Source organism: Ignavibacteria bacterium, from assembly GCA_016707005.1.
In the GTDB taxonomy this organism is placed as follows: Bacteria; Bacteroidota; Ignavibacteria; order Kapaibacteriales; family Kapaibacteriaceae; genus UBA10438.
In genome coordinates this window covers 130430-143366 of record JADJIQ010000005.1, presented here as the reverse complement: position 1 = coordinate 143366, position 12937 = coordinate 130430, and the positions used below count along the sequence as shown (strand labels likewise).

Genomic DNA, 12937 nt, shown 5'->3' with positions numbered 1-12937 from the left:
GCAATCTGAATTAGCACATTAGCACACTAGCACATTAGCACATTGCCATGATCTACCTCCTGCTTCTTCTCTGCTCTTTGCTTCTTTCATGTTCGTCTGACACCTCCACCACACCGGATGCGCCGCAGAACTCGGCGTTGACGATGGAGAAGATCACGGATCTGCCGTACAGTGGGGGCAACGTGACGAGTGTGTTTGTGATGGATGATTCCAAGATCCTTGCCGTGATCGACGGACGTGTTGCCACGTTCTCTACGTCGGGAGGAGCCCCTTCCTATATCACATCGCCGGCGGGTGTGATCACGGCTGTGGCAGGGAATACCGGTGAGATCTATGCGTTGACCAATGACGATCTGTGGGTGATCGATGCAGGCGGCGCAGTGATGACGAAAAGATCGGATGTGTACTCACGTACGGGGTTGACCGAGGGTGTGTTTCTGACCGTGGCACCGAATGGACAACCATACCTGCGCGTGCTTCAATACCCATCATCGATGATCACAACTACATCCACCGATAGAGGGACAACGTGGACAACGGTGAACCTCCCTGCCGGACGTGGTGGACTTGCGTTTGGACCAAACAATGTTGTGTGTGTGAGCAGCCCTTCGAGTTTCCAGATCTCAAACGATGGCGGCAACACATGGCAGAAACATCCGGCTGTTGTTGCAAACTATGGCGGTGAGTTGCTGGTGCGCAGTAACGGCGATATCGTGTACTATATCCCAACCGGTGGTGGGTTGTGGACCAGTAGCAACAGTGGGGCGTCCTTTACCAACGTGAATCCTTTCAATGCCTCTCCGTTCCATGTTAAGATCATGGAGGGGGCAGATGGACATCTCTACTCACTCATTCAGGAACGTGGAGGAGTAACAGGTGATGCTGCGGCCCGACTGATGAGATCTACGGATGGAGGATCGACGTGGAGCCATGTGCTTTTCGCATCCGGACAAAGCATGGATGTTCGTGGCAATGTGGTTGCTGTAGGTTTTGGTGAGACATCATCGGGTGGCATCGCTGTTTCCCGCAACATGGCCGCAACCTTCAGTGCAGGTGGTGCAGGTCAACCACGTGCCATGCAGTCGATGGGCTTCACCTCGACAAACGAACTTGTCCTCATGGCCGATAAGGGGCTCTATGTTCGTGGCTCAGCGGGATGGCGTGCACTCGGAGCAATGTCCACCTTCACCAACTTTGCTTCCACCAACCGGTGCCATGTATGCCTCCGGTTTGAAGACATCGTATGCGTCGTCCGACAACGGAACAACATGGACCTCTGTTACGATGCCGGACGTCCCTGTAGTCGGCACCGGCTATCTCCAAACACCTGTCCTCTGTGGACTTTCCAACGGTGAAGCCCTCGTATCCCTCACGTATTTCCGTACAGACCTCTACAAGCACACGAACGGTATTCTCTCGCGCATTCGATCGAATGGCCAGATCACGCAGGTCGCAAATGGCAGCAACTATGTTTGGATGCTGCAGGACCCGTCGGGTCGCATCTATTCCCGCACGGACAACTTTGTATCGAACCGCGAATCGATCGACAACGGCAACTCCTTCCTAGAGACAACGAAACGCGCTCCCGGCATTGCCTTTACATCGACAAGTAAGACATTCGATATCACTGGAGTAGGGGGCTACTCCGTCGGCGATGCAACCGGAACCACCAAGGCCGACCTCAAACTCAATGGATTCACTCCCTACGCCACAGCCATCGTCAAGGCCGCCTTCGATTCACAGAACAAACTCTATCTCCTCACAGGAGATCAAGGATTGTTTGTTTCAACGACTGGACTATAGTGAAATGACGTAGTGACAAAGTGACGTAGTGACCCAATTAGCACATTAGCACATTAGCACATTAGCACATTAGCACATTAGCACTACTTCGTGATCATCACAAGACGGCTCGCAAACGACTTGCCATCCTTGATACACATGACATAGGTGCCCGAAGTCAGATGGGAAGTTGACAATATGATGCCATTCGAAAGTTCTGATGGCTCCACATGGAGTTCGAGGACGTTGTTGCCGGTGACGGAATACAACGTGACGGTTGCGTTTGTGATGGTTGGATAGCGAATGGAGATCGTTTCCGATGCCGGTTGTGGTTCGATCTCAAGAGAGTTGGTGTAATCTACTTGTTCAGGTAGAGACGTGGTGTTTGACACGAACTCCATGAGTCCATCACTTGTTGTCATCAATATCCGACTGCCAGCCACTACGAGTTGACCTTGTGCGTGGAAACCTTCTTGTTTCCGCTCATAATCGAGCAATGTGTCAATCTTGTACGTATCTGTTGAAACACGATAGAGTGATCCCAATGAGCTAACTGCATACAGTTCATGTGCTTCTCGACGGGAGTGTGCCAAGGCCCTAGCCGTTGATAGGCTGGCTTGTTTCAAGCTCCACGAAGAGCCTGCATCGGTCGTTACGTGAAATCCGCGGTAGTTAACCATGAAGTAAGACTTCGGGACATCCATAGCGCTTAGTAGGCAATACAGGCCTTCTGAAGAGGATCCTTGGTCGACCCAATTCGTACCTCCATCGTCAGAGTAGAGAAACGTGTTGTTGCTCCTGCATAATATCTGATTCCCATTGCTTGTGTTGCGCGAATGAAACCCGATCCTTGATCCGGTTATACTATTGTTCGCTTCCCAGAGCTCACCACAATCCTTTGTACGGAAGAGTTCTCCCGTTCGAAGGGCGAGAACGTCGCAATGATTCATCTGATTGATACTGATCGAAGTGAAATGGTATGGAGGCGGAACCGCCATTCTCTGCCACGTGGCGCCGGCATCAGTTGTCCGAGATATCCCGTTTTTTGTACTTCTGATCACGATCCGTGGATCAGTTCTCGACACATCAAACGTAAGATTCCAAACGGGTAATTCTTCCTCAAGTTCAACGTCGCATATGGCCTGCCATGATTCCCCGGCGTCTGTTGTTTGTAGTATCTCCGTATCAGACTCCGCTAACCAATGAACGGGGCTAACGGCAACCAGCGAGGACACGGAACGAAATCTGAAGTTGTTCGGAATTGGCTTCCAATGCGAACCATCCATAGTGCCGATGTATAATCCACGGTTCCAAAGGTGCAGAACGGGTAGATCGTTTGAAATGCGCAGGCTATGAGTCCTTCCTCTGGGGATTTCAACAGCCGACCATGTCAAGCCTCGATCGTCACTTCTGTATAGACTGGAACCCATAGCCCAGAGCGTACCTTGCTCATTTCGTGCTTGGACGATCTTTGATATCGTTGTTGGTTGCTGAAAACGTGCAGAGCTCCATGTTAAGCCGCTGTTACTCGACGTCGAAATCGCATCGAAGGTTCCCGCGTAGAGTCTCTTCGGGTCTGCATGATCCACTGCGAGTAATTTATCGATAGCACGATCCGAAGCAACCTTGCTGAACCACCGCCCACCGGAATAGCTCACCCAAAGTTCGTCGTACATATGCACGTACAACCGTAGTGGATCCGAAGCAGCAAAGAACACCTCTGATGCGAATGTAACGTAGGATGAATCGGTAGTAGTTCGGCTCAGTGACCACGTGCGCCCCTTATTCGTTGAATATGTGAGAGGGGCATTGTCCTCACCATTCACATACCAAAGATCATGATAGACTGGGTGGATCCAAAGTGTCTTGAACCCTGCTGGCGGATTGGTCTTGTGCTGCGTCCAGGTATGACCGAAGTCTGTTGTGCGAAACAATAGGTTGCCCATCACAACAAGTACGGTATGAGAGGTGCCAGGCTCAAAAAGAACCTCAATTGGAGGAGAACCTGTGGCCTCGGCTGACGTTGGTTTGCGTGGCATGGACTCCATGCGGGACCACGTTTCACCACCATTTAGTGTATAGTATGGTGGCCTCCCATAAGCTACCCCTACAATGAGAAGGTCCGGGTTGAAGTCATGAGCAACGATCGTACCCGTAGGAATACCAAGAGGCCCCCTTCCACTCTGCCACCCCTGTCCATATCCGAGAACGACGGACAGTACAAAAACGAGCAAGGTGAAGGTTGAGCGCATATTCACCTAACATAGGTATGACAGAATCGTTACAACGTCACACTCTAGCAAACTACCACTCTAGCAATCTACCACTCTAGCAATCTACCACTCTAGCAATCTACCACTCTAGCAATCTAACGCAGCTTCTCCAGCCACATCTCCGAGTTCTTCCGTACGTCGGCTGATGGGTTCATCGAGAGTGATTTGTTGAAGCACTCGATAGCCTTCTTTGACTCTTTATTCATGGCATAGGCTTCGCCCAGACTGTCCCATACATTCGGGTCCGATGGGAAGCGCTTAGCATTCACTTCAAAGACCATCACGGCATCCTGGTGCTGTCCGCTTTGTAGGAGCTCGTACCCATAGGAATTGAGTTCGGTATTCGTCCCGATCTCCATTGCCTTCTTCCGACGTTCAGAGGCCGTAGTTCTATCGCCTTTCTTCTCATCAAGCCTAGCAGCCAGCATTAACGCTGTAAAGGTTGGACGTGTTTTTCAGAGTTCTCTGGAGCCACTCTTCAGCAAGGGGCATCTGGGTGTCATGCTCCACAAGCCATGCTGCAGCCGTTGCATAGTTCTGCGCGGTGAAGCCCGGTATGCCGGTCAATTGTGCCTTGAGATCGTTCGCTACCGTAGTACCAAGATCAACGGAGACAACAAACGGGATTGCCACAGAATCCCATCGCAGTTGGAAGGTGGCTGATGATTCCGTCATCGACGGAACATCGAATGTTAGCAGTTCGCTACGAGGCCCTGAGGTCGGCTTTACTGTTACTCGGAGCGCATCGTTCTCCTTGTTGTAGAAATAGCTGCCCCATGCATGAGAATCCTTGCTGAAGATGATAATGCACTCTGTCTTGCTTGGGATCATGTGCAGTCCGTAGCGTCCGGCAGGTAGATCCTTGCCCTCGATCTTCACAGGCGTGGATGCCGTGAACACCGTGTTCTCATTGGCGCCCGCGCGCCAGAGTGTGTTGTAGGGAACCAGATCGCCCCATATTACTCTCTTGTTCACTGCCGGCCTGCCATAGTCGATGCTGATGTCTGTTACGCCGATCCGCTGGGACGTCAGGCCTCGCTGGGAAACGGCCACAGGTACATTGATCTGAGCCGACACACTGGCGGATAGTAGTGCCGCAACTCCGAACATGACGATGAGTTTGATCATAGTGGTTGGGCCGCAGCACATGTAGTTTGTGTGCGGTGACAAGTGAAGGAACATTTCGATCTGGTCAGACAGTAGCGTGGGATAGAGCCACGCTCTAAAAAGTTACACCGTAACCCCGTAACCCCGTAACCTCGTAACTGAGTAACTACGTAACTGAGCAACTGCCCATGCTTCTCTCCTCCCGCTTTGAACACGCTCTTCGCTACGCTTCGGTGATCCATGCCGGACAAATGCGAAAGGGGACACGCGTCCCGTACGTTGCCCACCTCTTGGGCGTAACCAGTATAGCCCTTGAATATGGGGCTGATGAGGATGAGGCGATCGGTGCCCTGCTTCACGATGCGGCTGAAGACGCCGGCGGCGACGGACGGATCGATGATATCCGATTCCGATTCGGCGATGCCGTAGCCGATATCGTGCAGGGATGCACGGACACCGTGGAGGTCCCAAAGCCGGCATGGCGGAAGCGAAAGGAAGATTACGTAGCCCACCTGCCGTCGGCTTCCGCGTCGGTGCGACTGGTGTCGGCCAGCGACAAGCTTCATAACTGCCGAGCTATTCTGAGAGACCTCCGCACAATGGGTGACGATGTCTGGAAACGCTTTGCCGGTGGGAAGGAAGGCACTCTGTGGTACTACAGAACTCTTGCCAATATCTTCACAGAACTTGAGAAGAATGAACTGTCGGAGGAATTGGAACGGGTGGTATCCGAAATGGAGCGAATCGCGAACAGCGAACAATTTATAGCCCCGTAGGGGCGAAAGTACGCTAGCCCATGACGAAGTCATGGGGGTGAATAGCGAATAGTGAATAGCGAATAGCGAATAGCGAATAGCGAATAGCGAATAGTGACATAAGTCATAGGAGGGAAGAGGAGGGGTAGATAGGTTGATGGCAGGGAAACAACCGGAGTACCATCATGAAAACGCTCGTTACCTCGATCATCCTTGTTCTTGGGCTTGTGCTCTCAGGAACAAGCATTTCAGCTCAGAAGTGGATGCGGTATTCAACGATCTCCGGAGCTTCGTTTCAGGATCTTGCCGTAAGCATAGTGGATCCCCAGATCATTGTGACGAGGGTACAAGGGACGGCCTATCCCTACTATACAACGAATGGTGGAACAACCTGGCAACAGTTCCGTGAGTTGCCCGACGTGTATGGTTCAACGGTAAGTTGGCTGTCGATCGTTTCGGGGACGAAGCAGACGGTTCGTATGCTGTTTGACAGATACATCGTTGAAACGTCGAATTTTGGTGAAAGCTGGTCTACCGTCTCAACGTTGCCGAGCTCCAATTTTTCAAAGCTCCTCGTTCACCCAACCCGTACGAATCTGTGGTTCGCAATGGGTGTAGCTAAAACACTGTTGCGTTCCTCCAACGCAGGGCAGAAGTGGGACACAGTGTATGCAGCCAATCAATATGGCGCTAGTGGACTCCTGATGTCTCCGGCCACTCCATCTCGCATGTATCTCGAAGACCGAGACACGCTATACGAGAGTGCAGATACGGGTCGAACATGGCAGAGATTTTCATATACAGGTGTGATGGGATATAGCATAGCGCTTCTTGCGGCAGACGCAACAACAGCGGACCGCCTCTACGCATACTTCCAAGGGAGGATCGCCATCTCTACGGATAGGGGGCGTACCTGGTCAGATAGAACACTCAAGAATGTGATGACTGTATCCGGGATACTTCAAGCACCAAGCAATTCATCGGTGCTATTCGCCTGGGGCACAGATCTTCACCAAAGCACAGATCAAGGCATGTCGTGGAAAACAATCGACACCACGCATACCGCGAGATTGTCAGCCACGTTAGTCGACGGCCAGCTCTATGTTGGCTGCTACCAATCCGGCATCTTCCGCACAGCCGGTATGGGGCAGGGATGGACACGTCTCGATAACAACATCAACAGACTTGAGGTCCGAAATCTCATCCGCTACTCCGATACCCGTTGGTATATGCAGGGTGTGAATGATGTTGCGTTCACAACCAATGCTGGTGTCTCGTGGACATATCTCACACCGGTTAAATACGAACAACCATCGGGAGGTCGCGTCTACTCGTTCGACGTTGCGCGTTCCGATCCGTCAAAGATGCTCGGTGGCACAAACTCGGACATCTACCGCTCCAATGACGGCGGCCTCACATGGCAAGGGGCTTCCCCGATGCAGAATGAACCGATCGATGCCATCTCTATTCATCAAGCCAATCCGCTCGAGATCGTCTGTGGTGGGCTCTACAACCTCAAACACTCAACAGATGGTGGCGTTACGTGGAAGAACGATCTGGTGAATAATGCTCGCTCGATCGTAGCGATCGGCAGGAGCCCCAAAGCCCCTTCCCATATTGTAGCAGCCGATGCGAATGTTGTGTACAGCACACTAGACGGTGGAAACTCGTGGACGAAGAATGAAGGCTGGCTGAATTCTACAGAACAGATCATTGGCGATGCAAATGATGGATCTACCTTCTATGCTTCCAACTATACGGGGATTCGTAGGACAACGGATAACGGCACTACTTGGCATAGTCCGTGGGAATATGCCTATGGCATACGAGCCTTTGTTCAAGATCCACGCAATAGCGATGTGTTCATCGCTGCACCAACGAACGGTAGGGGGCAGATCATTCGCCTCGTTCGTTCTACAGGTGTAGTTGATACCATCTACCAGCCGGACTGGGAGGACGAGTCATTCAACATCACGTCCATCATGGTGGCGGGCAATACGATCATCGCCGGATCACAAAGTGGGTTGATCTGGTTCGACCCAACTCCTGTATCTGTTGACGAGGATATGGCGAGCAACCAAGTGCTGACAATGGCCCCAAACCCGGCCAATGACTATGTACAGATTACGTATAACCCTACCATCGTTGCCAATGTCCGTATTGAGGTCAGTGATCTGCAAGGCATTACTCTCCGCACGAGCACGGTTGACGCAGCCCAACTTCGGCTAGGGTACACGTACGATCTTGATGGTCTCCCGGCAGGCGTTCTTTTGCTGAAACTGGTCGATGGTGATCGTCACAATGCTGGAGTAATCTTGCATGTGAGATGAACAAAAGGACTATATTCGATGCAAAGGGGTTTAGTCGAATATGCCGATCTCAGTATTGCTTTTGGCGATGTTGATCTGTGGAGGTGGCGAGATACAGATCAAGTCGATCAAGGCGCGCGCAAGTAGTATCACCAACAACTCACGTCCTGAATTTCAGGTGGTGGGCATCTTTGTGAACGTGCCGGAGGCACAGAGCACGGATTCTCTTGTTCGAACGAAGCTTGATGTACGAGTGTTGCAAGCCAACGTCCGCGATGTTGTACAGGTTTCGGGCTATCGTGTAACGATCGATTCGATCTCAAAACCAATGATCGTCAAGAGTGGTGATGTACCGGACGGTGATCCGCCCCCTACCTACTCAGCTGCATACACGATCTATGCTCGTCTGACACATGGATTGCTTCCTCTCACACCGAAGTTGGTGAGCGGTGACGTATTGTTTGAAGTAGAGGCGCAATATCTGCGAGCAGACGGGAAGGTGTTCAAGAGTGTAGCTACTGTACCGGTGCACGTCTCGAACTGAACGGCATCAGTTGCCGGCTCGAGCGTCAAGCTTTTCCCACGTGCTGCCATCCTTGGAAAAGCGGATGAGACCATTGAGCGTGCTCCATGTAACGAGCCGCTTGCCAACGAGAAGTCCGATGGTGTGATTGCCGGCGCTGTCGTTCACTTCCAACCACGTACTACCGCCATCTGTGCTTCTATAGATAGCATCTCCGTAGGCCCACAACAACGAAGGGTCTGCCTTGTCTTGCTCGATCCCGGATATCCAAGAATCTGAACCAAGATCCTGAACCTTCCATGTTCTGCCGGCATCGGAACTAGTGGCTATGCCGCGGACGTGACGTGCATACAAACGGTCTTGGTCCTCGTCGTCACATGCGAGGATAATGCACACTTGCCTGCCATTCTCGTTCACAGATCCGGTCCGAAGAAACGTGGAACCTGTATCGCGGCTCTGATAGATGTCGCCATTCGATGATACAAGGAACGAGGCATCAGGCTTGGTCTTCGTAAAGAACGCGTCAACCACAGAGCCGAAGGGTCCTGCCGACGTATCGACAATTGAAGATCTCCATACACCCTGTTTGGAATGGTATCTGCCTACCGGAGTGTTATCGGATGAGAATCCATAGATAATGGTGGAGTCCATCGGGTGGAAGCGATACGAGTGGAAGGCGCCGGTTGCAAATGTGATGTGGTTGCGCCACGAAGCTCCTAGATCATCAGTGATGCGGATCGTACGATCTTGTTCGATCATGAACGATGAGCTCGACTGCGGAACGTGAACCGCCGTCTGGAGTACGTTTGCTCCGATGGAGTCATTATCGGCCATCCATGCATTCCAGGTGCATCCGCCATCCAAGGAAATGAGAGGGGGCTGGGCATCACTCCGGCACGCTACGATGACGTTGGGATCCGATTCGCTGCTCAAGAGCCTCGATATCACTGGTTCATCTGCCTCCAAGGTAAGCGCACCGTCCTGTGCGGTACCAATATTGGTCGCAGATGCAACCAAGCACAGGGCAAACATTGTGTGGAGGAACATGCACCTATTAACACCAATTGTGGAATTAGGTTTCACGATTATGGAACCATCATACACAAACATGCGTCCTAGGTACCGACATGTACTATTCACCGTCTTAAAGCCAATCCTATGAGTAATCTTCTTTACTATGTTGCTGTCATCCTGATCATTGTCTGGGCCATCGGATATGCCGGCTTCCACCTTGGTGGACTCGTTCACATTCTCCTTGTGATCGCCTTGATCTCTGTGATCCTTCGCGTGATCAGCGGTAGGCGCGCTGTTTGAACAGCGAACAGCGAACAGCGAACAGCGAATAGCGAATAGCGAATAGCGAATAGCGAATTCGTAGTTTGGTCATAACGTCATAGAGTCATAACGTCATTTCTTCAAGGGGATATAATGGCCGACATCCGCGACTTCAAAATGAACATCAACCCACCGTCAAATCCAAAGAAGATCCTTACGTGGATCCTTGTTGGGTTTGTTGGACTCTTTCTCTTCATCGTTGTCCTGAACATGTCCGTCACGATCAGTGGTGGCGAGGCGGGCGTTCTATTCCGTACGTTCAGCGGCGGTATCGATCGAGAGAACACCTATGGTGAGGGCTTCCATATCGTTGCTCCGTGGAATGATATGATCGTCTATGAGGTGCGTCAGCAGGAAGCAAAGGAGACCATGGCCGTGCTTTCTTCAAATGGACTTGAGATCTCGCTTGATGTATCGGGTTGGTTCCAGCCCCTTTACAACAAACTCCCACAGTTGCATCAAGAAAAGGGGCAGGAGTATCTCGACCGTGTGGTGCGTCCGGCCCTTCGCTCGGCCACCCGTAGTGTGATCGGCAGATACACACCGGAAGAGATCTACTCTTCGAAACGAGATGTGATCCAGGACGAGATCTACACGGAAACAAAGAAGATCCTGGATAAGCAATTCGTTCAGCTCAATGAAGTACTCGTGCGTGATATTACCTTGCCGGGCACATTGAAGACAGCTATCGAAAACAAACTCAAGCAAGAGCAAGAATCGCTTGAATACGAATTCAAACTCTCCAAGGCGCAGAAAGAAGCCGAACGTCAGCTCATCGATGCCGAAGGCAAGGCTCGCGCTAACCGCATCCTCAGTGCATCGCTCACGGATATGATCTTGCGCGAAAAGGGCATCGAAGCAACACTCGAACTCGCACGTTCGCCGAATGCCAAGATCGTTGTGGTGGGGAACAAGGATGGGATGCCGTTGATACTGGGGAACCAGTAGCCTGTGTAGGTGGCCGGCTTAGGTGACCTATTTAGGTGACCTGTGTAGGTGACGTGGTGTGGAGGTGCAGACGCCGAACACCACGTGGTTGGGGTGATTCTCTGTAACAATGCGGCCTTGCACATCGTAAAAGATGATCGTACCACATTGCACTGATTCGAATTCCGGTGAGTCAACAGCTGAAGAGACAACATCCGTGCGGTAGGAGACGATATCGGCACCGGACTCACGTTGTTCTTGCCATATCGATAAGAACCCGTTGCCGTGCCATACAACGCTAACGCATGGATTACTGAGTCCCTGCGTGGAGAGAGTGCGCCGCGTGGGCAACATCTCACGTTCAGTGTAGTAGATCCCGTCGAATGAATGGTAGACCATTGCAACTGAGGTGCCGGATGGATCGGTTGCTACGATCGGATATTCGCCATCGGTGCCAAGGGGCGGATTGAGAAGAACGTTGATCGGTGTTGAAGTGGAATTCGGAGGAACAGCTGCGTAGTAACAGCTGCCGGCGAACGCCACATCACGCGTATCGCGCCAGGTGATGTGAAGAGTTCCGGTTGAATCGGATCTAATGGATGGACCTGTGCCCGGACAACCTTCGATGAACCATGGTTCTGATTGGATCAGCTGCGCAGCAGAAAAGGTCTGCCCGCCGTCGGACGAACGAACGATGTGGATGTCCCGTCGGTTCATGATGTTCGATCGAAACGCGATCACAACATCGCCCTTCGCATCCACGATGATGTTCTGAATACAACACTCGCAACAACCTCCCACAGGGAAGGCGTCAACTCGCCTCTCTCGCGACCACGTCTTTCCGCCATCGGTGGAACGGACGAGAAAGATGTGTGTGTATTCGTCCGACGCATCGGCCAACACCGAAATGTAGCTGATGTAGATAGCCCCTTCATCGTCCACAGCTATCGTTGCAAAGTCTTGAGGTCGGGCAGGGGGCTCTGCAGAGATCCGCACGGGCATGCTCCACGTAGCACCCATGTCTGATGATGACCGGTGATGCAGGGCGCGTTCGTTGTTGCCGATCGACTGTTCAACTACAACATGCATGATGTTGTCCTTGTCGAGCACAACATATGGTTGACGTTGCAGAATAGCTGCACCGAACTCCGCTAGTCCGATCGAACGCGGTGTAGTAAAGGTGCGTCCGGCATTATCAGAAACGGCAACATAGTAACGTGCCTTTGTTCCTTCTTTCTCTGAGAACGTAAGTACGATCCTGCCATCCGGTGCCGTTGTGAGTTTGGGATGGTATCTCCCCTGGGCAGATGGTTCTGAAAAGACGGGCACAACGAGCTGTGCCAAGGTCCGACACGGGAGAATGCCGATAGCCATGAAGAGGAGGAGGAGTACGTAGGCCTTCATTTCAACAACCTACCGCTTTCCCCCTAGATTGCACACAGATAATGATTGAACAACTGCGAGGTACATCATGACACGGACCATATCAATCCTCACATTTATCGTAATGGCATTGTTTGCTCTACAGAGCAATGCCAGTTTGGCAGCGCAGGACACTACCAAGCCTGTAGATCCCGTTCAGACACTGATCCCCGCCGGTGAGATCCATAATGGTGGATTCGGTGCTCTTGTCGTAAAGGTCGGTGCTATGGATGGTGAGACCGCAGTGCTCTTTGGCGGCAGAGGCGGCTGGGTGATCAACCGCACGTTCGTGATCGGTGGCGGCGGATACGGATACACGGACATGATGCATCATAACCAGAGCAGTCCGGCCGATACCGGCATCTCATTCGGATATGGCGGACTAGAGCTGGAGTCTCTGATCGCATCACCCTCTACAGCACGAGCTGTTTTGTGTTTGAGCCCGCTGTGAATGTTGAAGTGAACATTCTAACGTGGTAGGAAACAAGACCTATGACAATTCGA

13 protein-coding genes are annotated in these 12937 nt (G+C 51.9%); 8 read left to right on the top strand and 5 right to left on the bottom strand.

Annotated elements, in window-relative coordinates:
- The first annotated feature begins 47 nt into the window (after window positions 1-47).
- Both IPI29_09190 and IPI29_09185 read left to right on the top strand, forming a co-directional pair.
- The gene (locus tag IPI29_09190; GenBank protein ID MBK7412712.1) at window positions 48-1355 is read left to right on the top strand and encodes a hypothetical protein; all 1308 of its coding nucleotides are present in this window, start codon (window positions 48-50) and stop codon (window positions 1353-1355) included.
- Window positions 1285-1803: a hypothetical protein gene (locus tag IPI29_09185; protein MBK7412711.1), complete on the top strand. Its 519-nt coding sequence runs from the start codon at window positions 1285-1287 to the stop codon at window positions 1801-1803. Before IPI29_09190 ends, IPI29_09185 begins: the two co-directional genes overlap by 71 nt.
- Window positions 1804-1886: 83 nt before the next feature.
- On the opposite strand, the gene IPI29_09180 is transcribed toward IPI29_09185, so the two are convergent.
- From IPI29_09180 to IPI29_09170, 3 genes are all read right to left on the bottom strand, one after another.
- Window positions 1887-4034: a T9SS type A sorting domain-containing protein gene (locus IPI29_09180; protein MBK7412710.1), complete on the bottom strand. Its 2148-nt coding sequence runs from the start codon at window positions 4032-4034 to the stop codon at window positions 1887-1889.
- 116 nt (window positions 4035-4150) lie between these two features.
- Window positions 4151-4483, bottom strand: a complete 333-nt coding sequence (locus IPI29_09175; GenBank protein MBK7412709.1) for a tetratricopeptide repeat protein — start codon at window positions 4481-4483, stop codon at window positions 4151-4153.
- A complete protein-coding gene (locus IPI29_09170) occupies window positions 4470-5183 on the bottom strand; it encodes a DUF2911 domain-containing protein (protein ID MBK7412708.1) in 714 nt (237 codons plus the stop codon). The genes IPI29_09175 and IPI29_09170 overlap by 14 nt, the downstream gene beginning before the upstream one ends.
- Before the next feature lie 167 nt (window positions 5184-5350).
- Here IPI29_09170 and IPI29_09165 point away from each other — a divergent pair, with 167 nt between their 5' ends.
- From IPI29_09165 to IPI29_09155, 3 genes are all read left to right on the top strand, one after another.
- Window positions 5351-5938: an HD domain-containing protein gene (locus tag IPI29_09165; GenBank protein MBK7412707.1), complete on the top strand. Its 588-nt coding sequence runs from the start codon at window positions 5351-5353 to the stop codon at window positions 5936-5938.
- Between the two features lie 164 nt (window positions 5939-6102).
- The gene (locus IPI29_09160; GenBank protein ID MBK7412706.1) at window positions 6103-8247 is read left to right on the top strand and encodes a hypothetical protein; all 2145 of its coding nucleotides are present in this window, start codon (window positions 6103-6105) and stop codon (window positions 8245-8247) included.
- Window positions 8248-8287: 40 nt separating this feature from the next.
- Complete coding sequence (locus tag IPI29_09155; protein MBK7412705.1) at window positions 8288-8770, top strand: hypothetical protein; 483 nt, start codon at window positions 8288-8290, stop codon at window positions 8768-8770.
- A gap of 6 nt (window positions 8771-8776) precedes the next feature.
- On the opposite strand, the gene IPI29_09150 is transcribed toward IPI29_09155, so the two are convergent.
- Complete coding sequence (locus tag IPI29_09150; GenBank protein MBK7412704.1) at window positions 8777-9796, bottom strand: hypothetical protein; 1020 nt, start codon at window positions 9794-9796, stop codon at window positions 8777-8779.
- 111 nt (window positions 9797-9907) lie between these two features.
- Between IPI29_09150 and IPI29_09145 the strand changes: the two genes are divergently transcribed.
- Complete coding sequence (locus IPI29_09145) at window positions 9908-10063, top strand: lmo0937 family membrane protein (protein MBK7412703.1); 156 nt, start codon at window positions 9908-9910, stop codon at window positions 10061-10063.
- Window positions 10064-10201: 138 nt separating this feature from the next.
- The gene (locus IPI29_09140) at window positions 10202-11032 is read left to right on the top strand and encodes a prohibitin family protein (protein MBK7412702.1); all 831 of its coding nucleotides are present in this window, start codon (window positions 10202-10204) and stop codon (window positions 11030-11032) included.
- A 27-nt stretch (window positions 11033-11059) separates the two neighbouring features.
- Here IPI29_09140 and IPI29_09135 read toward each other — a convergent pair whose 3' ends face one another.
- The gene (locus tag IPI29_09135) at window positions 11060-12415 is read right to left on the bottom strand and encodes an exo-alpha-sialidase (protein MBK7412701.1); all 1356 of its coding nucleotides are present in this window, start codon (window positions 12413-12415) and stop codon (window positions 11060-11062) included.
- 67 nt (window positions 12416-12482) lie between these two features.
- On the opposite strand from IPI29_09135, the gene IPI29_09130 reads away from it, so the two are divergent.
- Window positions 12483-12884: a hypothetical protein gene (locus tag IPI29_09130; protein ID MBK7412700.1), complete on the top strand. Its 402-nt coding sequence runs from the start codon at window positions 12483-12485 to the stop codon at window positions 12882-12884.
- The last annotated feature ends 53 nt before the right edge of the window (window positions 12885-12937 follow it).

Coding starts and splice junctions, on each gene's coding strand:
- IPI29_09155 (MBK7412705.1), top strand. CDS start 8,288: ATGCCGATCTCAGTATTGCTTTTGGCGATGTTGATCTGTGGAGGTGGC.
- IPI29_09165 (MBK7412707.1), top strand. CDS start 5,351: ATGCTTCTCTCCTCCCGCTTTGAACACGCTCTTCGCTACGCTTCGGTG.
- IPI29_09175 (MBK7412709.1), bottom strand. CDS start 4,483: ATGCTGGCTGCTAGGCTTGATGAGAAGAAAGGCGATAGAACTACGGCC.
- IPI29_09150 (MBK7412704.1), bottom strand. CDS start 9,796: ATGTTCCTCCACACAATGTTTGCCCTGTGCTTGGTTGCATCTGCGACC.
- IPI29_09180 (MBK7412710.1), bottom strand. CDS start 4,034: ATGCGCTCAACCTTCACCTTGCTCGTTTTTGTACTGTCCGTCGTTCTC.
- IPI29_09160 (MBK7412706.1), top strand. CDS start 6,103: ATGAAAACGCTCGTTACCTCGATCATCCTTGTTCTTGGGCTTGTGCTC.
- IPI29_09190 (MBK7412712.1), top strand. CDS start 48: ATGATCTACCTCCTGCTTCTTCTCTGCTCTTTGCTTCTTTCATGTTCG.
- IPI29_09140 (MBK7412702.1), top strand. CDS start 10,202: ATGAACATCAACCCACCGTCAAATCCAAAGAAGATCCTTACGTGGATC.
- IPI29_09145 (MBK7412703.1), top strand. CDS start 9,908: ATGAGTAATCTTCTTTACTATGTTGCTGTCATCCTGATCATTGTCTGG.
- IPI29_09185 (MBK7412711.1), top strand. CDS start 1,285: ATGCCGGACGTCCCTGTAGTCGGCACCGGCTATCTCCAAACACCTGTC.
- IPI29_09170 (MBK7412708.1), bottom strand. CDS start 5,183: ATGATCAAACTCATCGTCATGTTCGGAGTTGCGGCACTACTATCCGCC.
- IPI29_09130 (MBK7412700.1), top strand. CDS start 12,483: ATGACACGGACCATATCAATCCTCACATTTATCGTAATGGCATTGTTT.
- IPI29_09135 (MBK7412701.1), bottom strand. CDS start 12,415: ATGAAGGCCTACGTACTCCTCCTCCTCTTCATGGCTATCGGCATTCTC.